The sequence below is a fragment of the Anaerococcus prevotii DSM 20548 genome (genome assembly GCF_000024105.1).
GTDB lineage: Bacteria > Bacillota > Clostridia > Tissierellales > Peptoniphilaceae > Anaerococcus > Anaerococcus prevotii.
Window position 1 is genome coordinate 390,044 of sequence record NC_013171.1, and the last position, 24,187, is coordinate 414,230.

General features: G+C 33.5%; 19 protein-coding genes. All 19 read left to right on the plus strand.

Translation table 11 applies throughout. The annotated features are described in order from the left end of the window. The first annotated feature begins 60 nt into the window (after positions 1-60). The 19 genes from APRE_RS01875 to APRE_RS01965 all read left to right on the plus strand — a co-directional run bounded on the left by APRE_RS01875 (position 61) and on the right by APRE_RS01965 (position 24,186). On the plus strand, positions 61-936 hold the full coding sequence (locus tag APRE_RS01875) for a LysR family transcriptional regulator (RefSeq protein ID WP_015777307.1): 876 nt from the start codon (positions 61-63) through the stop codon (positions 934-936). Positions 937-1,144: 208 nt separating this feature from the next. Then, a complete protein-coding gene (locus APRE_RS01880) occupies positions 1,145-1,285 on the plus strand; it encodes a hypothetical protein (RefSeq protein WP_218564994.1) in 141 nt (46 codons plus the stop codon). Between the two features lie 540 nt (positions 1,286-1,825). After that, positions 1,826-3,736: a DNA methyltransferase gene (locus tag APRE_RS01885; RefSeq protein ID WP_015777308.1), complete on the plus strand. Its 1,911-nt coding sequence runs from the start codon at positions 1,826-1,828 to the stop codon at positions 3,734-3,736. Between the two features lie 4 nt (positions 3,737-3,740). Next, the gene (locus APRE_RS01890; RefSeq protein WP_015777309.1) at positions 3,741-6,338 is read left to right on the plus strand and encodes a DEAD/DEAH box helicase family protein; all 2,598 of its coding nucleotides are present in this window, start codon (positions 3,741-3,743) and stop codon (positions 6,336-6,338) included. Positions 6,339-6,361: 23 nt separating this feature from the next. Next, positions 6,362-7,618, plus strand: coding sequence for an SIR2 family protein (locus APRE_RS01895; RefSeq protein WP_015777310.1), 1,257 nt, complete (start codon positions 6,362-6,364; stop codon positions 7,616-7,618). Further along, positions 7,608-9,230: an ATP-binding protein gene (locus APRE_RS01900; RefSeq protein ID WP_015777311.1), complete on the plus strand. Its 1,623-nt coding sequence runs from the start codon at positions 7,608-7,610 to the stop codon at positions 9,228-9,230. The genes APRE_RS01895 and APRE_RS01900 overlap by 11 nt, the downstream gene beginning before the upstream one ends. 760 nt (positions 9,231-9,990) lie before the next feature. After that, complete coding sequence (locus APRE_RS01905) at positions 9,991-10,842, plus strand: DUF6414 family protein (protein WP_015777312.1); 852 nt, start codon at positions 9,991-9,993, stop codon at positions 10,840-10,842. Continuing rightward, entirely contained in the window at positions 10,839-11,933 is a 1,095-nt protein-coding gene (locus APRE_RS01910; RefSeq protein ID WP_015777313.1) for an AAA family ATPase, read from the plus strand. The genes APRE_RS01905 and APRE_RS01910 overlap by 4 nt, the downstream gene beginning before the upstream one ends. A gap of 690 nt (positions 11,934-12,623) precedes the next feature. Then, entirely contained in the window at positions 12,624-12,926 is a 303-nt protein-coding gene (locus APRE_RS01915; RefSeq protein ID WP_015777314.1) for an ArsR/SmtB family transcription factor, read from the plus strand. 98 nt (positions 12,927-13,024) lie between these two features. Continuing rightward, positions 13,025-13,396: an arsenite efflux transporter metallochaperone ArsD gene (arsD, locus tag APRE_RS01920; RefSeq protein ID WP_015777315.1), complete on the plus strand. Its 372-nt coding sequence runs from the start codon at positions 13,025-13,027 to the stop codon at positions 13,394-13,396. 29 nt (positions 13,397-13,425) lie between these two features. Further along, positions 13,426-15,168 carry an arsenical pump-driving ATPase gene (gene arsA / locus APRE_RS01925; protein WP_015777316.1) on the plus strand — a complete coding sequence of 581 codons (1,743 nt, stop codon included), beginning with the start codon at positions 13,426-13,428 and terminating at the stop codon, positions 15,166-15,168. A gap of 6 nt (positions 15,169-15,174) precedes the next feature. Next, positions 15,175-15,588 (plus strand): arsenate reductase ArsC, encoded by a 414-nt coding sequence (locus APRE_RS01930; RefSeq protein ID WP_015777317.1) that lies wholly within the window; start codon positions 15,175-15,177, stop codon positions 15,586-15,588. Continuing rightward, on the plus strand, positions 15,588-16,628 hold the full coding sequence (gene arsB / locus APRE_RS01935) for an ACR3 family arsenite efflux transporter (RefSeq protein WP_015777318.1): 1,041 nt from the start codon (positions 15,588-15,590) through the stop codon (positions 16,626-16,628). The genes APRE_RS01930 and arsB overlap by 1 nt, the downstream gene beginning before the upstream one ends. Positions 16,629-17,325: 697 nt before the next feature. Then, positions 17,326-18,699 (plus strand): dihydropyrimidinase, encoded by a 1,374-nt coding sequence (gene hydA / locus APRE_RS01940; protein ID WP_015777319.1) that lies wholly within the window; start codon positions 17,326-17,328, stop codon positions 18,697-18,699. A gap of 7 nt (positions 18,700-18,706) precedes the next feature. Beyond that, positions 18,707-21,340 (plus strand): selenium-dependent xanthine dehydrogenase, encoded by a 2,634-nt coding sequence (gene xdh / locus APRE_RS01945; protein WP_015777320.1) that lies wholly within the window; start codon positions 18,707-18,709, stop codon positions 21,338-21,340. Continuing rightward, positions 21,333-22,034, plus strand: coding sequence for a selenium cofactor biosynthesis protein YqeC (yqeC, locus tag APRE_RS01950; RefSeq protein WP_015777321.1), 702 nt, complete (start codon positions 21,333-21,335; stop codon positions 22,032-22,034). The genes xdh and yqeC overlap by 8 nt, the downstream gene beginning before the upstream one ends. Beyond that, positions 22,024-22,596 (plus strand): nucleotidyltransferase family protein, encoded by a 573-nt coding sequence (locus APRE_RS01955; RefSeq protein WP_015777322.1) that lies wholly within the window; start codon positions 22,024-22,026, stop codon positions 22,594-22,596. Before yqeC ends, APRE_RS01955 begins: the two co-directional genes overlap by 11 nt. Beyond that, positions 22,589-23,392: a selenium-dependent molybdenum cofactor biosynthesis protein YqeB gene (yqeB, locus tag APRE_RS01960; RefSeq protein ID WP_015777323.1), complete on the plus strand. Its 804-nt coding sequence runs from the start codon at positions 22,589-22,591 to the stop codon at positions 23,390-23,392. Before APRE_RS01955 ends, yqeB begins: the two co-directional genes overlap by 8 nt. Next, on the plus strand, positions 23,389-24,186 hold the full coding sequence (locus APRE_RS01965; protein ID WP_015777324.1) for an XdhC family protein: 798 nt from the start codon (positions 23,389-23,391) through the stop codon (positions 24,184-24,186). The genes yqeB and APRE_RS01965 overlap by 4 nt, the downstream gene beginning before the upstream one ends. Position 24,187: the final 1 nt, after the last annotated feature.

Here is a 24,187-nt window from a genome sequence, read left to right on the forward strand (position 1 = left end):
GTAAAATTATAATTATTTACTATATGATAAAAATTTGTTATGATAGATGTGGAGGATGATATGTTAGATTTTAGGATAGAAAGTTTTTTGGAAGTATGTAAATATATGAATTTTACAAGGGCTGCTGAAAGTCTTAATATAACACAGCCAGCCATATCTACTCATATTAAATATTTAGAAACTTATTACAATTGTAAACTTTTTTATAGAAATAAGAGGAATTTGTGTCTAACAGATGAGGGCAAGATTCTAAAATCTGCTTTACTTTCTATGTCAAATGATCAAGATAAGTTGAAGACGATATTATCTGAGAAAAAAACTAAGAGTGAAAAAATTTCCTTGGGTTTTACTAGGTCGGTAGGAGAATATATAATATTGGATAAGCTTATATCCTTGATTAAAGAAAAACCTTCTTGTGATTTCCATATTTATTATGAAAATACGGATGAGATTTTAAGGGATATTGATAGTGGGAGGATAGACTTTGCTATTATAGAGGGATTTATAAAATCTAGTGATTATTTTATCAAAAAATACAAAAGCGATAGGATTGTTTGCATCAGCCACAAGGACCACAAGTTTAAAAAACCAGTAAAAAAGTTAACAGACTTATTAGATGAAAGAATTATTATCAGAGAAGACGGATCTGGTACCTTAGCTATATTAAAAAATTTTCTAAGCATGGACAATATTGATACGAAAGATTTTGCAAATATCGTAGAGATAAATAATATGCGTTCCATAGTAGAAATGCTAAGATCGGATTGTGGCATAAGTTTTATTTTTGAATCTTGTGTAAAAAAAGAACTAGAAGAAGGTATTCTCAGGGTTATGGACCTAGAAGATTTCAATCTAGTTCATGATTTGTCCCTTGTTGCCAGTAAAAATTCAATATTTACTGATTTGTATTTGCAAATAGCTGAAGCTTTTTATTAGAAGAAATTTCATAGTATTAGCTTAGGCTAAGATAGGTAAAGAAAAATATCGTTTTGTAAAAGCAAAAAAATGGCTAATCCCAATTTTTAAGGTGTTTTATTATTGGCAATATAATAAACTTAGATATAAGAACAAAGTCTGACACTTTGATTATAATGATCAGGCTTGCTTTTTCGATGAAGAACAAGAGAAAAAAGACAAGTATAAAATGCTTGCATTATTAGAGAAACTTAAAAAAAGACTATATGAAATAAATGACGGGTCTTTTGAAATTGATGATAGATATGGAGATAAAATAGATGTAGTCAAGACTCCTTTAAAAAAACTAGAACTGATAGAATCATTCTAATTGAATTTAAAATTTTGTAAATAGTGCTTGTAAAAAATGAATCATGCAAGCTCTATTCTCATATTTATTTGAAAAAATTAACTTTGTTAAAGACAATGTCTTCTATCGTTAAGTTACAAAGGATGGGGTAAATTCATCAAGAGGACTATTTGAATCTAGTTTTCAATAAATTATTTACATTATGATTCTGCTCAAGATTTACATTTCTGAAATTACATTTAATTCCGGTACTGGAACTGGGACGGGACTAAAATTTGAAAACGTCATATAATTAGATGAATTTGGCGGTATTAGAAAAAATAAAATCTAGCATTTTGAATGATTTGGGATATATCGTACATCTGGAAAAGAAGAATGGGAGTAATAAATATTACACTATAATAGTAAAATGCCACAGTTGATTCTGTGGTTTTTTTGTTAAAATCAAGTTCGTTCACATATTAGTATATTTTCGTGTGTTATAATAGATATAAGATAAGTGAAATATATCAGTTTATATTGTATTTTAGTTACTATTTAATTTTACATAGGAGTTATTTTATGAGATTTATAGATGAATTGAGTAAAGTCTTAAGTTCAGATGAACGATTTACTGGGGAAAATAATGAGATAATAAAGACAAAAGTATCGGATGCTGCAAGATTTAATGATGAGAAATTATTAAAAACCTTGCTAAATAATGATTTATTAAAAGAAACTTTTTTTACGAGAGTTGATGACATATATGTTTTTGATAAAAATAAATTTGTTTGGGTTCTAGAGTCAAAAGAATTTCTTCCGGATTCTTTTACTATGTATAAAAATAAGATAGGTCTTGTTGATTCTAATAATAATTTATTTAGTCAAAAACAAGATGTTTCATTGGTATGGCCTTACAAAGACTGTGTCCTTGAGGGTGGACAGACCAAAGAAGACCAAAAAAGAGATGAAATTTTTTATAATGAAACCCTTGCTCCAGACCAGGTAAACAGACTTTTAGCTCCAAAAGTTTTAGGGAATGCTAAACGATATACTAAAGACGGAATAGAAGAGAATATAGAATTTAAAGAAGATGGTAACTTGATTATAAAAGGAAATAATTTGCTTGCTTTGTCTTCTATCCTAAAAAAATATAAGGGACAAATTCAAATGATTTACATAGACGTTCCATATTATTTCAATGACACTAAAGAGTATGATGCTTTCAAATATAATTCAAATTTCTCATTTTCGACATGGTTAACATTTATAAAAAATAGAGTTGAGCTTGCTAGAGAATTATTAACAGAATCTGGAACACTTTGGTTTCACGTAGGTGAAGATGGAATGCACTACGTGAAAACAATATTAGATGAAATTTTTGGAAAAGAAAAATTTGTAGGAACGATGCCCAGAAAAACTCGTGAAGGTAAAAATGACGTTTCATTTAATTTTAGTCAAGATTTTGATTTCATTTTAATATATACAATGGGAAATAAGAATGACTCTGTTATTAGAAGGAAAATACAAAGATCCTACATAGAAACTGATGATTTTCCTGGAAGACCATGGAGAAGAGGTGATATTAGACAGCAAAAAAATTATCAAGAAAGACCAAATTCTTATTTTGACATGGTTAATCCAAAGACTGGAAAAGTATATCCTGTAAATAAAAATTCAGTTTGGAGAGTTACTAAAGATACATTTGATGATTGGTATAAAAAAGGATATATAGGATTTCCAGATGATTATGAATTTATGACAGGAGAAATTCCGTTTAGAAGATCATTTAAAGATGAAGATGAAATAAGAGATTTAGAAAATGGTTCATCTGTATTTTCAGATTATATACTAAAAGAATTTGTTGAACAATTAATGGGAAAAGGTAAAACAGCTAAAAAAGATATCGTAAATAATGAAGATTTCAAATATGCCAAACCTGAGAGCCTACTAAAATCAATTATAGAAATTTCAACAAAAGAAGATGATATAATTTTAGACTTTTTTTTAGGATCTGGTACAACTGCAGCCGTTTCTCATAAAATGAGACGTCATTATATCGGTATAGAACAAATGAATTATATTAATGATTTGACTATCGAGAGGCTTAAAAAAGTAATTGAAGGTGAACAAGGTGGTATTTCTAAATCTGTAAACTGGCAAGGTGGAGGCTCTTTTGTTTACTGTGAGCTTTTAGAAGATAATGAAAGTCTAGTCAATGAACTAGAAAAAGCGGAAAATACTGATCAAGTTAAAATTGTTTTGAATAAGGCCATTGATAATGGGAAATTAATTCCTTCTATCTTACCTAGTGATTTAAAAGTAAATGAGGATGATTTTGATAAGCTTAGTCTTGATGATCAAAAGAATCTAGTAATGGAGCTTTTAAATAAAAACCAGCTTTATGTAAATTTATCAGATATAGACGATGAAGACTATAAGGTGAGTGAGGCTGACAAGGCATTTACTAGAAGCTTCTATGGCAAGGAGTGATATCATGACTGACCAATATTTATACCAAGAGTTAGACGTTATTAAAAAAATAGGAGCTTTGAAAGAATTGCCTTCCTATATAGAGTCAAACTTAAATCCTAATATAATTTTGCGTGATTATCAAGAAGATGCTTTTAGGTATTTTATAACCTATGTTGAAAGTAATTTGATAAAAAATAAACAAATCCATAATTTATTTCATATGGCAACTGGTTCTGGTAAGACTGTTATTATGGCAGGTTTGATTTTATATCTATATACCAAGGGCTATAGGAAGTTTTTGTTTTTTGTAAATCAGAATAATATTATAAAAAAGACTAAAGGAAATTTTCTGAATCCATCTTCTATTAAGTATCTCTTTGCTGATAATATTGAATTAATGGGTGAGCAAGTTCAAGTAAAAAAAGTAAATAATTTTGCTTTTTATGATAAAAATGCTATAAATATTTGTTTTACTTCCACACATAAACTTCATCTGGACATGAATTTCACAAAGGAGAATTCTCCTACTTTTGAAGATTTTGAGGATGATAAAATTGTCTTAATATCTGATGAATCCCACCATATCAATACTGTGACCAAAGGCCTAACAAAAACTGAAAAAAGAAACTTAGATGAAAATGCCAAAAGTTGGGAATATACAATTGAAAGAATATTTAGAGCAAATAGAGATAATGTTTTGCTAGAATTTACAGCAACTGCAGACTTAAAAGACCCTAATGTTGAGAAGAAATATTTGGATAAAATTGTCTATGATTATACCTTATCTAAGTTTAGAGAGAGTGGATACACCAAAGACTTTAATAATATGCAAGGTGATTATGACAGGTGGTCAAGAACTCTTCTTGCCCTTGTTATAAGTGAATATAGGAGACATTTGTTTGGAGACAATGGTCAAAATATAAAGCCAGTTGTTTTATTGAAGTCAAAAATTATTAAAGATTCAAAAGAATTTTATGATGAGTTTTATCAAAAATTAAATAATCTTAAGGCTGAAGAAATTCTAAAATATAAGGATTCTGATAATGAGTATTTGACAAATGCAATTGAATATTTTTTTAAAAAAGACTCAAGTTTGAATTCATTAGTATCTGATATTAAATTAGGATTTTCTGTTGAGAATTCTATACTTTTAGATTCGAAAACAATATCTGAGGATAAACAAATATACATAAACTCTCTTGAAGCAAAAGATAATCCATATAGGATAATTTTTACTGTAGATATGTTAAATGAGGGCTGGGATGTATTAAATCTTTTTGATATTGTAAGATTATATGAAACAAGAGATGGAAAAAATGGGAAGCCGGGAAAAACAACTATTAGTGAAGCTCAACTAATAGGTCGTGGTGCAAGGTATTGTCCATTTAAAATTGAGGATGGTCAGCCAAGAAATAAGCGTAAGTATGATTTTGATATGAATAATGAGAATAGAATACTTGAAACGCTTCTATATCATTCTATGCAAGACTCAAGGTATATTAGTGAATTACGATATGCACTAAAACAAACCGGTTTATTAGCAGATGCTTCGATGGAAATAAATTATATATTGAAAGATGAATTTAAACAAACAGATTTTTTCAGGGAAGCCTATGTATTTTCAAATAGAAAAGTTGAAAAGTCAAGAAAATCAGTTGCAGGAATAGATAAAAAAATACGAAATGGATATTACCAGCATAAAGTATCCACAGGAAGTTCTTTTATATATGGATTGTTTGATGAGGGAAAAGTAAAGGCTAATGAGATGACTAATACTTTTAACTATAAATTTAAAAATATACCTTTAAATATTGCTGAAGGTGCAATGTCAAATTTTGAGGTCTTAAAATTCAATACACTTAAGTCATATTTTCCTAACTTAAAATCAAAGAAAGAATTTTTGAAATCTGGAAATTATTTGGGAAATATAAGCTTACAAATAGAAAGCCCATACAAGAAATTAAAAGCCAAAGATCTTTATGATGGAACAATGAAAATACTTAAAGAAATATCATTATATTTACAAAAGATAGAAACTGAGTATGAAGGAACCAAGGAATTCTACGCTAAGAGAGTCTACGAGGTATTAAAAGATAAAAAAATATATATTGACAATCCACATGGAGATGGAGTAGGAGTGTCCCAATCCATGATTGCCAATGAAGACGTCTTGGACTTATCATACGAGCAATGGTATGTCTACAATGATAACTATGGAACAGGTGAAGAAAAAGCCTTTGTCAAATATTTCAAGGGGATAGTTAAGGATTTGAGAAGTAAATATGATGATATTTATTTGGTAAGAAACGAGAGAATTCCGGCCTTGGCTATTTATGAATTTGATACAGGAGAAAGATTTGAGCCAGACTTCTTATTGTTCTTACAAAAGAAAGGAACTGATGGATATTTGCAAGAACAAATTTATATTGAACCTAAAGGTAGCCATCTACTAAAAAAAGACAAATGGAAAGAAGATTTCCTACTAAAAATTGAAGAACAGGGCATACCTACAAAAACTTATGTGGATGATAACAAGTATAAGATTATAGGACTTCCATTCTTTAATAGGGAGTGTAGGATGGAAGAATTTGAGGAAGAGATTAGAAAAAACTTTAGTTAAGAGCAGCTTTAAAAGGAGTGGTTATGGAAGAAGATATAGTAAACTACTATATATCAAAAGATATTCATTTTGGTGCTAGGTCTAATGAAAATAATGAAATAGTGTATATGAAAAATGATCAGGTATTAAAAACTGAAGATAATGAGTCAATTACAGATTACGAGTTTAAACAATTGATTAAAAAAGAAGTTTCTAGATTCATTTACCCTTATGAAAATACAGTTATTTTAGCTGGTGCAGGTGCATCTATTGTTAATAATGATGAAGGAATTCCCGATAAAAGTTATGGTCACACAGTTAATATGTTGACACAAGTTGTGGATGAGATTTTGGAAGAAAATGAAGATTTATTTTCAATAAACGAACTATGTGAACTATGTAAATATAATATTCCAATAAAAGAAACAAAGAAATTTGAGTATGATAAGATTGAAGAACATTATAATCATGATTTTATTTTAGAAGATTTTTTATCTAAGGTTTTATCTTACGAGGAATTCATGGACGAGAATGATACTAAGAAGAAATACAAATTAACAAAAGATAAAATATTAGAAGTGATTAAAGATAAAACATCATATTCTTTCAATAAAAATATTCATAATCATGATACCTTGATAAAAATTTTTTCAGATATGGTTAAAACTCCATCTAGGCTGTCTATAGTTACCACTAATTACGATACATTATTTGAAGAAGCAGCAGAATCATTAAATTTTACAGTAATGGATGGTTTTTCATTTACTGCTAAACCTAGTTTTGATGTGGATTTATTTAATTGGTTTTTGGTTAAACCTATTTTAAATGTTAATTCAGATAAGGTTGAATACAAAAAGAATATTATTAATTTGTTAAAAATTCATGGTTCATTGACACGGAAACAAGAAGGAGGAAAAATTATTAGATGTGATAAGGAAAACAACGAGAATCCGATAATGATATTTCCGAGCTCTAATAAGTACTATCATAGTTACGAGAATCCTTACTTCGAACTTTTTTCAAAATTTCAAGAGTTGTTAAAAACTCCTAATACACTCTTAATAACTACAGGATTTAGTTTTGCAGATAATCATATAGCAAAAATGATAACACAAGCCATTAAGTCTAATCCTAGTTTGACTATATTGGCAACAGATTATTCGATAGATAAAAAGGATAAATCTCCGAATTGGAAAGAATTAATAGGGTTAATGAATAGTGGTTATCATATAGCTTTCCTAAAAGGAACTGTAGCAGATGGATTAATTGACTATTTTGGGGAGGTTCAATATGGTGATTGATCAATTTTATACAGATATCGATAAAAATAATTTTTATTTAGGAATGGTTTCACAAGTATATAAAGATGGGTTTGTGGTGCAAATTGAAAATCTATCATGGTTACGACAAAGAAGAATAAATTTAGAATTGTTAGTACCTAATATAATTAATTATTATGTTGTTATTGACTCGATACAAGGTTTGTTTATAGGGGAGGTATATCAGTCTAAAATCTCAAATTCAAAGAATACTCATTATGAATTAAATAATGAGACTTATGAAAATATTTTTTCTGAATTATCAATAGAAACTATCGGCTTATTAGCAGCAGAAGATTCTGGTTTTATTTCTCCAGGATTTAAAACTGTTGGTCTTACTGATAAGGTCTATATTGTTAACGATGAAATAAAAAAAAGATTTCTTAAATCAGTTGAGAATAAGAGGTTAGATAAAAACTATTTAGATAAAAAACTTAAACCATTCGCAACTGCTTCAAATCTTGGTGACGATACAATATCACTACATCCAGAAACTCTATTTGATAGACATTTAATGACGATAGGTACAACTAATAGTGGTAAATCTACTACAGCATTATCAATTTTAGATAAACTTATATTAGCAGAAAAAAAAGTTTTAATTATTGATCCAACAGGTGAATATTTAGACGCATTTTATGAAGATGATATCAAACAACTAACTTTAGGGAGAGATACAGTTTTAACACCAGGCAAGGTTTCATATTCTCAGCGGGCAATGTTATTTGAAACTAATGATTCAACTCAACCAGCTGTAATTGCGGATGCAATTACTAGCCTTAGGTATCAAAAAAGGGAAGGTAATGACTGTGCACTTGTAAAAGAAGGAAAAGAGATAAAAGATATAAATAATAAATTAAAAAGCTTAACTGAGGAAGATTTGGATTTTGATTTAGATTTGTTACCCAAACAGATATTAGAAGAGGGGGTTGAAGCCGATAGAAAAATGCAACTGTATCAGAAGGGGGCATTTCAATTTAATAATAAACAGTGGCTATTTCAAAAAGTTGAATATAAATTAAGAAATTCTGAACTTTTAAATTTTTTCAATTCAAAAAATGATAAATTTGATTTACTTGGTGAGATAGATAGATTCATAAAAAATGAAACTAAAAGTTTATATATAAATACATCAGAAATTGGTGTTGGTGATGGAATAGGAGCCATGATTATTGATTTAATTAGTAATTATATAATTAATCACAAAGACAAGAATGATGTAGCATTCGTAATATTTATTGATGAAGTTCATAGGTACTCTAAGGATATAGGAGGAGTGAGATATCAAACTGGTTTAACAGCAATTGCAAGGGAAGGGAGAAAAAAGGGGATTTTTCTCTTTTTGACAACACAAAATCCAAATGATGTACCATCTGATTTATTAGGACAGATAGGGTCGTTATTAATTCATAGATTAACTCATAGGTATGAGATAGAGTCTATTAGGAATTATCTATCAGATAGTAGCCTAAGACAAGTTCCTAAACTTAATCAAGGTGAAGCAATTTTCACAAGCATTAATTTACTTAAAGATCTCAATCTTAAGATTGAAAAATGTTCAAGAATACATTTTAATAATACCACTAAATTATAATTATAGAATTTATAAGTTAGTTAGGATAAATTAATGAGATTAAAATTATTTTAGATTTGTGAGATAGATTATTATTAACTAAGAGATGTGAGGAGTCATATGATCGTTTGATTACTGTAAAAGATTAATTTAACAATGACGAATATATGGAATAAATTATATACTCAATTCACATATAAACCTTTTATAAGGCTTAATAAATTAAATGATTGATCTTTCTAAATTTATTTAATAGAATTCAAATAGTTAACAATATATGGTTTATTCTCTGGGATTGGTACGGAATAGAAATTTAAAGATATTCTTATTTATAAGACCGTAAAGAAAAATTACGATTTAGTCATTAGTTTAACTATTATCTGAATATATGCTATAAGTCATATAAAGTCAATCTTTAATGTAGACTTACAATCAAAGGCGAGCGCAATCTCGTCTTTTTATTGGGTCTATAATAAATCGTGTCGGTAGAAGTAATTGATATAAGGTGACCCCATAAAGTTAGGCCAAAAAACTAACTTAAGGAGGTCAGTTCATAATTGTATCATTTTTCATATGAAAAATGAAATATACAGAATACTAGTTAATATTAAAAATAATGTATGAGTGCAGCCATTTTTTATTTAAGAATTCAAAAATCATATTATCAATTAGTTTTATTAAATATTTTATAATCAATCATTTTTGTTTATACCACTATATATAGTATAATATACAAGAGTTACAAAATAATACACTATATGTAGTATACTGGAGGAGATATTTGGAAGAGAATAAAAAAGAATTGAACAAAATTATTTATTTTGATGAAGAGTCTATTACAAATTTAATTTACATTAAGTCAGGTGGAGAAATTGAGCTAGTTCAGCAGCAAGATAATAAAAACTCAGATGTATTTAAGATAGATAGTGATGGAGAATTTGGTGTCAAGGGATCAGTAGGTAAGATACTGAATTTCTTATTACCATTTAATTTAAAGGCCAATATAAGTGGAAATTACAGTAAAGCAGGTGAGAGTTCAGAATTAATTAATACTGTAATTAAAAATACTCTTCTAACTGACTTTATTGAACTAGATAAAGAAGAGCTAGGTGTAGAAATCTTTGAAGATATTTATCTTGAGCCTTACGAGGATTCTATCACTTATATGAAAATAATGACACCGATATTTAGTGCTATTGAGGGTAATTTTGATGCTGGTGAATTCGATGTGAATATCTCAAAATTAGACGAAGCTCTACGAAATTCAAAAGGTTATTATGAAATGATAGCATATGAAAAACAAGATAGAACTTCAAATATAAAATGTATATTAAGGTTTAATCTGGGATCATTTAAAAATTCATATTCTCTCTTAGATCTTACTAAAATGGATTTACGATATTATGCAATAAAAGTAGGCGAAATGAATTTAACTAGCTTAAAATTTGAAAAAATCTTTGAACAAAATAATAATTCAAAAGAAAAAGAGAAAAACTATAAGGAGGTAGCTGACTCGTTAATGGCGGAGAAAGAAGAGATAGATAATAATAACCAAGGTAATTTGAATCCTATATATGATGTATACGATGTTATATTAGCTGCTGTGAAGAACACTTATAAAGGAGAGATATGAATATAATCTTCTATGGACCGGATAATGCGTTTAAGGAACTCGTACCTAAGAATAATTCTGTATCGTTAACGCAAGTATTCAAAGAAGAAGACCTAAGAGATAAAAATAAAAATTCAAATACTGAATATCTTAATCATTTAAGTTATGAAACACTAATTGTACATTCTTTTGAAATTTCATTATTAACAATTGCTGGTATAAATGGATTTAATTTTTTATTTAAAAATTACAGAATACAAAATCTCTACATTCAGAATCCGCCTCGAGAAATAGAGAGACAAATTGTCTCTCTTGGGGATGATTATAATATAATCAATTATGAATATAATGAAATTGATCTAGATAATTTCAATAAATTTAGATTTGATTTTGATAAAGAAATTCTAGGTCAAAACGATGCTAGAGATGACATTGCAAAACAATTATATTCTTTAGTAAAAGGTTATAACAATAGAAAACCAATAGTTCTTATGTTATATGGGCCTACAGGTGTTGGTAAAACAGAAACAGCAAAATTTATTTCTAAAATTTTAAATCAGAATCTATTCAGGAAACAATTTTCTATGAACCAAACTAATGATCAAATTAATTATGTATTCGGCGCATCTCCTCAAGATAAGTCTTTAGCTCGTGATTTACTTAATAGAGAAAGTAATGTTATTTTATTTGATGAATTTGATAAGATGCATCCATTATTTTATCAAGCTTTTTATCAGATGTTTGATGAAGGTATTTATGAAGATAAAAATTATAATGTTAATCTTGAGAATAGTATTATAATATGCACTTCAAACTTTAGGAACGAAGATGAAATAAGGAGTACTGTTGGTGCACCTATATTTAGTCGATTTGATGATTTTATTGAGTTTAAGCCATTAGACATAGGAAGTGTAACAGAATTAGTTCTAATTAATTATAGCGAGATTGTAAACAAGCTTGATTATGAAGATAAAAGAATTATAGAAAACTTAAATACTTTATCAAAATTATTATCAGAGTCTAATGGTTTAAAAAATGCTAGGTCTATAAATAAATGGGTTAAGAATGTTATAATGCAAGTATTAATTAAAAGTCATGATATACACAAATAGATATCATTAGAATGAAAAAAATTAGGAAGGATTAACTTCTTACCTTTTCTTATTCCCCCTATTCAAAACTCAAGAGCAATTTTCAACCCTAATCAATCATATAAAAAATAAACTCACCCACAATCCAATAAATAAAAGCTTGTAGGTGGGTTTTTATAATGATTATTTTAGATTGTGCCGGTATAAATTTTGGTAATATCTTAAGGAGGAGTCTTATACCGGATGTTTTTATATAAAGTTATTAATTAGCTGGGTTTTTTATAAGAAAACCATATGCTTATTAGAGTTAGTCGATTCATTAGCTTGAGATTTTAACATTACTTAGTTTTAACTAGCTATATCATAAGAAAGGTATTGTAAAGGTTGTTTGATATAATCCTAAATATTTATTAGTGTAGTTTTAAGAAGTAATCACTTTAGATAATAGCTTGTATTAATAGATTCTGATTCTAGTTTTACCGCAATTTTCTTATTATTTTTCTTTCTTATATAAGCCAGTTTATTATTATATTTAATTTTATCCTATATTTGGAGTTTTTTTATTATTAACTCCAAAATTCATTAGCTATACCTTTACCTGCTTAATATTTCCTCACTTTTATCCAAAGCTATTTTATTTTAATTTCCATTTGACACAACCAAATACCCCGGTACCATAACATATAGAGATATTTCTATATGAGGTGGATTATGAGTGTTGATTATGAAAATTTATCTAAAAAGCTAAGGGTGATTTCTGATCCTAAGAGGCTTAAGATTATTGATATGTTATCTTGTGATGAGCTTTGTGCTTGTGAGATACTTGAGAAATTTGATATTACTCAGCCTACCTTATCCTATGACATGAGAAAGCTCGAAGAAGCGGGGCTTGTTACTAGCAGAAGAGAGGGTAAGAATACTTTCTACTCTTTAGATAAGGAAAGTTTGGATGAGATTGAGGATAGCTTAAAGCTTATATTTCATATTCAAGATGATTGTATTTGCAAGGAGTAAATCCAAAGCAAATATTTTTTACTCTAACATATAGAAGTATTTAAATATATCTATATGTATTTTCGCATATAGGTTGAACTTAGATTAAGGAGGATTTTATGAAGAAGATGTATATATATGAAGGCCCTATGTGTTGTTCAACAGGTGTATGTGGACCAAGTCCAGATGAGGAACTTATGAGAGTGTCTAGCCTAGTTGATAAGCTTACTAAAAGTGGAGCTAGCATTGAAAGATATAACCTAACTAACAATACTAATGAGTTTGTGGAAAACAAAACTATTAATAGTCTCTTAGAAGAAAAGGGTGAAGATATCCTACCAGTTGTAATAGTGGATGATGAAGTTGTTATGACGGGCAAGTACCCTAGCAATGAAGAGTTCTATGAAATGTTATTTTTAGCTGATGAAGCCAAGGAAGAGACAGATAGTGACAGTGGATCTTGTTGTTCTGGCGGAGGATGCTGCTGCTAATAACAATAAGGAAAAGAAAGTGAGTCTAAATGAAACAATTTGATATCAAGGAAATTGACTTAACTAAATACTTATTTTTCACAGGAAAGGGAGGAGTCGGCAAGACTTCTACTGCCTGTGCTAGTGCAATAAGTCTAGCTGATGAGGGCAATGAAGTCCTATTAATTAGTACTGACCCTGCTTCAAACCTTCAAGATGTTTTTGAAACTGAGCTTGATAACAAGGGTGTGAGGATAGAAGGTGTGGATGGACTTACTGTAGCCAACCTAGATCCTATAGAAGCTGCCAATGAGTATAAGGAAAGTGTAGTTGGTCCCTACAGAGGAAAGTTACCTAAGAGTGTAATAGAAAATATGGAAGAGCAATTATCTGGATCTTGTACTGTAGAGATAGCTGCTTTTAATGAATTTTCTAAGTTTATAACTGATGCTGACCTAAAGGACAAATATGATTATATAATATTTGACACAGCACCAACAGGCCACACCCTAAGGATGCTCCAACTTCCTTCGGCTTGGACGAGCTTTATCAGCGAATCCACCCACGGAGCTTCATGCCTAGGTCAATTATCAGGTCTAGAAGATGAGAAGGAAACATACAAGTATGCTGTGGATACCCTAGCTGATGGTAAACTTACAAGTCTAGTATTAGTTGCAAGACCTGAGGAGACTCCTCTACTTGAAGCAAATAGAGCCTCTTACGAGCTCGCAGAATTAGGTATTAACAATCAAATCCTTATCATAAATGGCCTATTAAGTGGCCATGATGATGAAGTATCAGAAGCTTTTTATAAAAAGCAAAAAGAATCTTTAGATAAGATGCCAGAAGGCATTAAGGATCTTAAAACTTTCTTTATTCCACTTAGGGGATACAACTTAAACAGTATCGAAAATTTAAGATCCCTTCTGGTTGAGGATAAGGAAAATACTAGTGATGTAGACCTTAATATAGGAGAAATTCCAAGGCTAAAAGATATTATAGATGACTTATATAAGAATAAGAAAAAAGTTATCTTTACCATGGGAAAGGGCGGTGTAGGAAAGACCACGATGGCATCTGCTATCGCCAAGGGCCTTACCGCTAAGGGAGAGAAGGTCCATCTAACTACAACCGATCCAGCTAACCACTTGACTGGTATGATTCGTGAAGACGACTTATTAACTATAAGCCATATAGATGAAGAAGAAGAGCTTAAAAAATACCAAGAAGAAGTTCTAGAAAATGCTAGAAAAACCATGTCTGATGAAGACTTGGAGTATATAAAAGAAGATTTAAGATCACCATGTACCCAAGAGATTGCTGTATTTAGAGCCTTTGCGGATGTGGTTGATAGAGCAGATGATGAGATTGTTGTAATCGATACAGCCCCAACAGGACATACACTTCTGCTCCTAGATTCTACAGAATCCTATAACAAAGAGATAGAGAAGAACCAAGGCAATGTCCCAGAATCAGCAAAGAAACTTCTCCCTAGACTAAAAAATAGTGATGAAACAGAAGTCCTAATTGTAACCCTTGCTGAGCCAACTCCATTCTATGAGTCTCAAAGACTTGAAGAAGACCTAAAAAGAGCGGGAATTTATAGCAAGTGGTGGATTATAAATTCATCTATATATAAGACTGGCTCTAGGAACAAGACTCTACAAGCCAAGGCTAATAGTGAGATAGAATGGATAAAAAAGATTGATGATCGTACAGACGGAAACTTCACAATAATCCCATGGTCAAGTGATGAGATTAAGGGATCTAGTTTAGATAAATTAATTAAGTAGGTAGATATGACAGAAAAAACAAAAGTTGCCTTTATATGCGTTCACAATTCTTGCAGGTCTCAGATAGCTGAGGCCCTTGGCAAGAAATTTGATGGAGATAAAATAGATTTCTATTCTGCAGGAACTGAGCTAGTCCCTCAGATAAACCAAGATGCAGTAAGGCTTATGAAAGAAATACACGGGATTGATATGGAAGAAAGCCAGTATTCCAAACTTATAGATGACCTACCAGAGGTTGACTATGTCATCTCTATGGGTTGCAATGTGGTATGCCCATTCCTTCCATTTAAATACAAAAAGTATGACTGGGGAATAGAAGACCCTACTGGTAAGTCTGACGAAGAGTTTGTCAAGGTAATAGACGAAATCGAAGGAAAATTAAAGGACTTAATCAGTGAAATAGATGAGGAGTTAGCTTAATGAAAAAACAAGAAGATATAAGCTTTTTTGAAAGAAATCTTACATTTTGGGTCTTGATATGCATGGTTATAGGTGTTTTAATTGGACGCTTTATACCTGCTATTCCAGAGACTTTGGGAGAGTTTGAGTTTTACAATGTATCTATTCCAACAACCATACTTCTTTGGATCATGATATATCCAATGATGTTAAAGATTGATTTTAATAGTATAAAAAATATCAAAAACAATCCTAAGGGACTCTTTATAACCTGGATTGCCAACTGGATTATCAAACCCTTTACTATGTATCTAATAGCTAGATTATTTTTCTTTGGTATTTACAAAAATATCATTAGTGGAGATCTAGCATCAGAGTACCTAGCAGGAGCAGTTTTATTAGGAGCAGCTCCATGTACGGCCATGGTATTTGTTTGGAGTAAGTTAACAAGAGGTAATAGTGCCTATACCCTAGTTCAAGTGGCGAGCAATGATTTAATTTTGCTATTGGCCTATATTCCAATAGTAAGCTTCTTACTAAAGAGGGGCAATATCAATATACCTTGGGGGACCCTACTTTTATCAATCGTACTATTTATAGTAGTGCCTCTTATATTTAGTATCTTAACAAGAAGGCGTGTAATAAAAAATAAGGGTGAAGATTACTTAAATAATGTATTTATCCCATCATTTGATAAGTATACTATGGTTGGGTTATTACTAACTTTGATAATTATATTCTCATTCCAAGGGATGAAAATTATCGACCAACCTCTAAATATAGCTCTTATAGCAGTACCACTTATACTTCAAACCTTCCTTATATTTGCTATAACCTTTGGCATGGCATACCTTGCTAAGCTACCTTATTCTATAGCTGCTCCATGTGGAATGATAGGAGCATCTAACTTCTTCGAATTATCCGTAGCTGTTGCTATCTCACTATTTGGCCTATCATCTGGTGCAACCCTTGCAACTGTGGTAGGAGTTTTGGTAGAGGTACCGGTAATGCTGCTTTTAGTAAGAATAGCAAACTCAATGAAACATAGGTTTAAGAGATAAGTATATAAATGTTTTTTAAGTTTTTTATAAGAATCAGTCTTAGTTATACTAGGACTGATTTTTATAATTGGCTATTATTTATTTACATAGATAAGTTGGATTTTTATATCTACTTGTCTCCATGGATAGTGGATCTCGCAGTTTCCTTCTGTAGAGATGGCGTAACTTCTGTTTGAGTTTATCTCAAGTATATACCTTGTTGTTTTAAAATCAGTAAGTGTGAGAGACCTCTCCGCTTCGATCGAGGTAAGGGAGGAGGAAGGTCGAAGCAAGGGAAGAAGAGAGAAAACTTCGTTTTTTTTCACTATCCTAGTGCCGAGCGTAGTCGAGATATCTCTTATCACATACTATGTTTTTATTAAAAATTCCTCTTTCAGCCAGCTCGAAAAAAGCCCGTCCGGCTTTGAGAGGACTAAGTGAGAGGTCTACAGCGTAAAAAGCCTTTTTTAATTTGTGATTTGTTTTTATTTTCCTTTATTTTCCAAGAAATTTTGGCAAATCTTTTAGTCTTCTTTGTTTTGATTTTGACTAAGAAGAAATAAGGATATTTTCTAAATTATTCTAGAATAATCCAAATTTTTCCCATCTCCCCTTATATTTCTCTTAATTTTATGTTAAAATATATATAAGTGTAAACGTTAACTTATGGGTTGACTATAAACGTGATATGTTACATGTTATAACTTTAGGAGTTAGGATGAGTATTTTACTTAAAAATGCAAAGATTATAGAAGAAGGAGATTACGTCCTTCGTGATATTTATATAGATGATGAGAAGATAAGTGAGATCAGTGACGATATTAATCGAAGTGCCGATAGGGTGATCGATTGTAAGAATCTCCTTACCTTGCCTGGTGGGGTGGATGTCCATACACATTTGTCTCTGGATTTGGGTAAATTTATTTCGATTGATGATTTCTATACTGGAACTAGGGCGGCAAGCTTCGGCGGGACTACTTCTATTGTAGATCATATAGCCTTTGGTCCAAGAGATTCTCTTGTGGGGGAGATGATCGACAAGTATCACAAGATGGCAGAAGGAGCTGCTGTGATTGATTATTCTTTCCATGGAGCTATACAAAAGGCAAGTGATGCCATTCTTGATGAGATGGAAGAGCTTTTTGATGAAGGGATTGTTTCTACTAAGATTTATACGACTTATGGAGGCAAGCTCGATGATGATAAGATGCTTAAGGTTCTTAGAAAAGCTAAGGAGACTGGAACGGTAGTTTGTGTTCATTGTGAAAACGATGGCATGATAGCTGAGCTTAGGAAAGAGGCGGAAGAGGCTAAGAATCTCGCTCCAATTTTTCACGCCAAGACTAGACCTTCCGAAGCAGAAGCAGAAGCTATTAATAGGCTTATTTATTTAAGCGAGCTTGCTGGTTTTCCTAAACTTTATATAGTCCACACTTCTTCAAAGCTAGGCCTTGAAGAGATTAGAAATGCGAGAAAACGTGGAGTGGAGAACCTCTACTGCGAGACTTGTACCCAATATTTGACCTATACGGACAAGAAGTATGAGGAAGGCGGCCCAAGCGAAGGGGTCAAATACATTTGTGCTCCTCCTCTTAGGAAAGATACGGATGTAGAAGCCTTGTGGGAGGGAGTAGCTGATGGGACTGTTGATGTGATCGCAACTGATCACTGTCCTTTCTATTACGAAAGCGAGAAGCTTCCTTACAAGGATGATTTCCTAAATGCTCCTGGAGGGATTCCAGGAATCGAGGAGAGGATGGAAGTTGTCCTTACAGAGGGAATCCGCAGGGGGATCAAGCCAGGAAGGTTAGTGGACTTACTTTGTACAAATCCTAGCGAGATTTTCGGTCTTTCTTATAAGAAAGGAAGTATCGAAGTCGATAAGGATGCGGACCTTGTTGTATTTGATAAGAAGACTTACACGATTAGCCAGGAAAATAGGCATTCTGCTTGCGATTATACGACCTATGAGGGCTTTGAGTCTGACTTTAAGGTAAAGCTTGTTATAGCAAGGGGTCAAGTGATTTTGGAAGATGGTAAGAACTACGGCGAGAGGGGCCGAGGGAAATTTATAGATAGAAAGTTTATTTAGGTGAATTATGACAAATATATTGGTAGGAGATAGGATTAAGGATACAGATCCTATAATTGTTAAGATAAATGGCAAAAAATACGAGACCTATGAGGATAAGACTCTTCTTAGGTTTTTGCGTGATGACTTACATATTACATCAGTGAAGGACGGTTGTTCCCAAGGTGCTTGCGGAACTTGTACTGTCCTTGTTGGAGATAGCAAGAAGCTTTCTTGTACCCAGAAGCTTTCTAAGCTTAAGGATGAGGAAATCCTTACCATAGAGGGACTTACAGAACTTGAGAAGAAGGCCTTTGTCCATGCCTTCTCTAAGGCAGGAGCGGTCCAATGCGGTTTTTGTACACCAGGCATGGTGATGAGCGGGGCTGCTATCATTAGAAAGAATCCAAATCCTAGCGAGGATGAGATAAAGGCAGGCATCAAGCAAAATATCTGTAGATGTACAGGATATGTCAAAATCATCGAGGGTATTAAGCTTGCTTCAGAAATCATAAATGGCAATATCGAAATTACTACAGATGAAAAGGATAGGGTTAAGGTTGGAGATGAATTTATAAGAATCGATGCCCACGACAAGGTCTTAGGTATAGGCGAATATGTCGATGATATGATCTTTGATGATATGAAAGTAGGATCTGCTATTAGGAGTAAGTTCCCAAGAGCCAAGGTCCTTAAGATAGATACGACTAAGGCGGAGGCCCTTCCTGGAGTAATAGGAGTCCTAACTGCTGAAGATGTGCCAAACAACAAGGTAGGCCATATCTTCCAAGATTGGGATGTCTTTATTGAAGAGGGGGATATCACAAGATATGAAGGAGATGCACTTTGTCTTGTGGTTGCGGAGAATGATAAGGTCCTTGCTGAGGCTAAAAAATTAGTTGAAGTAGAATACGAAGAGCTAGAGCCAATTTCTTCTATCGAAGAAGCAGAAAATCCAGAAGCTCCTTTCATCCATCCTACAGGTAATATCTGCCAAGAAAGACACGTCAGCCGTGGTAATGCGGAAGAAGCCTTCAAGAAGTGTAAGTATATAGTAGAAGAGACCTACACGACTCCTTTTACCGAGCATGCCTTCCTCGAGCCAGAATGTGCAATTGCTGAGCCAATGGGAGATGGGGTAAAGATCTATACCACAGACCAATCGGTTTATGATACTAGAAAAGAGACCCTTATAATGTTTGGCTGGGAAGATCAGCCAGAAAGAGTTGTGGTAGAAAATAAGCTAATTGGCGGAGCCTTTGGTGGTAAGGAAGACGTATCTTGCCAGCATCTTGCAGCTCTTGCAGCTTACAAATTTAAGGAAAGGGTCAAGATTAAGTTTAGTCGTGACGAATCCTTGAAGTTCCATCCGAAAAGACACCCAATGGTTGGAATCTTCAAGCTAGGTTGTGACGAAGAGGGAAACTTCCTTGCTATGAAGGCTACGATTAAGATGGACACAGGAGCCTACGCTTCCCTTTGTGGACCAGTTCTTGAGCGTGCTTGTACCCACTCTGTAGGACCTTATCATTACGAAAACACCGAAATTGATGGCTATGGATATTATACGAACAACCCTCCAGCAGGAGCCTTCAGAGGCTTTGGAGTTTGCCAATCGAACTTTGCCTTCGAGAGCAATATCAATCTCTTGGCAGAAAAGGTAGGCATTTCTCCTTGGGAAATAAGATACAAAAATGCCATTAGACCTGGCGAGGTCCTTCCTAATGGACAGATTGCAGACTCTTCTACAGCCCTTGTCGAAACTCTAGAGGCAGCTAAGAAAATCTTTGAAGAAAACGAAGACAGGGCTGGTATTGCTTGCGCTATGAAAAACGCTGGAGTTGGTGTAGGCCTTCCTGATAAGGGTAGGGCCAAGATTGTTGTTGAAGATGGATTAGTGAGAGTATATTGTGCGGCAAGTGATTTGGGCCAAGGAGCACAAACTGTCTTTAAGCAAATGGTCCTAGACATATTAGGTCTACGTCCAGATCAAGTTGAGATCATCCATCCAAACTCAGCTAACTCACCAGATTCCGGTACATCATCAGGATCTCGTCAGACCTTGATCTCTGGTGAAGCCATAAAGAAAGTTTCTGAAAAGCTTAAGAAGGACTTAGACGATGCTAATGATATAAGGGACCTTAATGGCAGGGAATATTTCCATGAATATTTCGATCCTACAGATCCACTGGGCTCAGAAAAGGAAAATCCAGTAAGCCACATCGCTTACGGTTTTTCTACAAATGTGGTAATATTAAATGATGACGGGACTATTAGAAAAGTCTTTGCCGCAACTGATGCTGGCAAGGTCATAAATCCTAAGGCAATCGAAGGTCAGCTTGAGGGAGGAATTGTAATGGGTCTAGGCTACGCCCTTACAGAAAACTTCAAGCTAGATAGATCCAAGGTTAAGGCCAAATACGGAACGCTTGGCCTTTGGAGAGCGCCAATGATTCCAGAAATAGAGACTGTCTTTGTAAGTAAGCCAGACGATGAATTACTAGATAGGGCCTTTGGTGCCAAGGGAGTAGGAGAGATCGCTACAATTCCAATTGCTCCAGCAGCCCAAGGAGCCTATTACAAGCTTGACGGAGTCCTAAGACGCGATTTCCCAATGGTTGATACGGCTTATAGCAAGCCAAGGAAGAAATTTGATGCTTAAAATAGAAGAAATATTTGATATTCAAAGAAATGATATAATTTCAATAACAGGATCTGGGGGCAAGACGAGTCTAATGACTTATCTTGCCCTTAGCTTGTCCAAAAAGGGTAGGGTCCTTATGACGACTTCAACTAAAATCGCCCTTCCTAAAGATCCAAGCTATAGGACCTATACTTCCTTTGATTCTTATGTAAATAATAAGTCAGAGAGGATAGTATGTTTGGGAGAGGAAGTTTCAGGCAAGGGGAAGCTAAAAAGCCTGGGATGTGATAATCTTAAGAAAGTTCTTGATGATTTTGATTATGTCTTGATAGAAGCAGACGGTTGTAGGAATCTTCCTCTTAAGTTTTGGTATGATTACGAGCCTGTAATCTATGACTTTACGACAAAAGTTATAGGGGTTTTGCCTATTAAAATCATTGGACGTGAGCTTAAGGAAGATTTTACTTATAATTATAAGGGCTTTTCAAAAAATATAGGGACTGGTATCATAGATTCTAAGATGATAAGAAGACTAATCGCTTATGATAAGGGCTTCTACAAGGGATTTGATGGAGGGAAATATTTTTTCCTAAACCAGGTAGAAAGCGAGAAGGACTTTGCAAATGTCCGAAAGATCAGGGAGGATTTTGATTTTCCTGATATTAAATTATCCTATGGATCGATCAAGGAGGGAAAGTTTTATGAAAATTAATGCTATACTAATGGCCTCAGGCCTATCTAGAAGGATGGGAGAAAACAAACTGATGCTAGAATTTAAGGGAAAGAAAATCTACGAACATACTCTAGATCTCTTGGAGGAAGTCGGATTTGATGAGGTTATAGTTGCCACTTCCTACGATGAGATCCTAGAAGATGCAAGGTCTAGAGGCTTTGTGGCTATTTGTAATACTGATAATGAGATCGGCAAATCTTCATCAATAAAACTCGGTGTAAGGGAGACTGATGAAGATGCCAACATGATGTTTTTTGTGGCAGATCAGCCCCTTCTTAGGAAAGAAACTTGCGACAAACTAATCGAATCCTTTAAGGAAACTAAGCTTATGACCTATCCTGTCGTAGGGATGAGAAGGGGAGCGCCAGTGATCTTTCCTGCTAGCTACAGGGATAAGCTTTTAAGCCTTGAAGCCGACCAGGGAGGCATGATCTTCGCCAAAGACGGTAAGACTAACAAGGTCCCAATAGAAAACGAATACGAACTATTGGATATTGATACCATAGAAGCCTACGAGAATTTAAGGCGTGATCATGAATAAGAATCTCGTAATAGTAAGGGGCGGAGGAGATGTCGCAACAGGGACTATCCAGAAGCTTAAGAGAGTTGGCTTTGACGTCTTGGTCCTAGAAATCGAAAGACCAACCTGTATCAGAAGAAATGTCGCAGTAGCCCAAGCGATCTTTGAGGGAGAAATAAAGATCGAAGATATAGAAGCTATTTACTGTGAAAATAAATCCGAAATAAAAAAAGCCTTTGCAGAAGATAAGATTGCTGTAACAATTGACCCTAAGGGAAGATTCATAGAAGAGATGGAGCCTATCTGTGTGATAGATGGGATTCTTGCCAAGAAAAACCTCGGCACCAAGAAGGACATGGCTCCCATTACCATAGGACTTGGACCTGGTTTTATCGCAGGTGAAGACGTGGATTTAGTCATAGAAACCAATAGGGGCCACGATTTGGGTAGACTGATATTTGAAGGACCTGCCGCCCTAAATACCGGTAATCCTGGCAATATCAACGGCTTTACGACAGAAAGAATCCTAAGATCTGTTTCAGATGGTAGGCTTCATATCCTAAAAGATTTAGGTTCAGTTGTAAAAGAGGGCGAGCCTGTTGCCCTAGTAGATGGTAAGGAAATCTACGCTGGCCTTGACGGAATGGTTCGTGGTATGATCAATGAGGGAATCCAAGTGACTAAGGGGATGAAGGTCGGAGATGTCGACCCAAGAGTGATTCCTCGTAATGTGGGGACTATTTCTGATAAGGCTAGGCTAATCGGTGGAGGGAGTCTCGAGGGACTTCTCATAATGAAAAGAAGGAAGGGGCTATGAAGGCAGATATTTTAGAGAAAATTTACGAAGAAAACCAAAAGGGAAGGGATGCAGCCCTGGTATTTTTGATAGAAAACAAGGGCTCTACTCCTGGAGAAGATAACTCCCTAATGGCTGTTACATCAGCTGGTAAGTCCTTTGGTACAATCGGCGGAGGCAAAATTGAGGCTGATGTCATAAGAAGGTGTATGGAAGGCTTTGCTAAGGGAGAATCCTTCGAGTTTGACTACAATCTATCCCAAAATGGAGAGCTCAAGATGAGCTGCGGGGGAGATTCGAGAGGATTTGTAAAATACTTCAAGGCAGCCAATCGCCTTGTAATCTTTGGCGCAGGCCACATTTCCCAGAAGCTAGCGAGGATTGCTACAAAGACTAACTTTGAAGTTACAGTAATAGATGATAGAAGTGAGTTTAAGGATAGTCCCGACTTTAGTGAAATCAAGGAATATATGACATCTCCAATCGAGGAAGCAGTAGGTAAAATAGACTTCGATAAGGACAAGACCTATATAGTCCTTTGCACTAGAGGACACGCCCATGATTCCAAGGCCCTTAGGGAAATCATAGGAAAGGACTTCCACTATCTAGGAATGATTGGCTCAAAGGCCAAGGTCGTAAGAGTCTTTAAGGAACTTGAAGAAGCTAGATTTAAGAGAGAAGACTTGGATAAAATCTACACTCCTATAGGACTTGATCTAGACAATGGTTCTGTAGAAGAGATTGCAATTTCAATCATGGCAGAGATTTTGATGATTAAAAATAAAAAGACTGGTGAAATCCAGAAACTCCACTAAA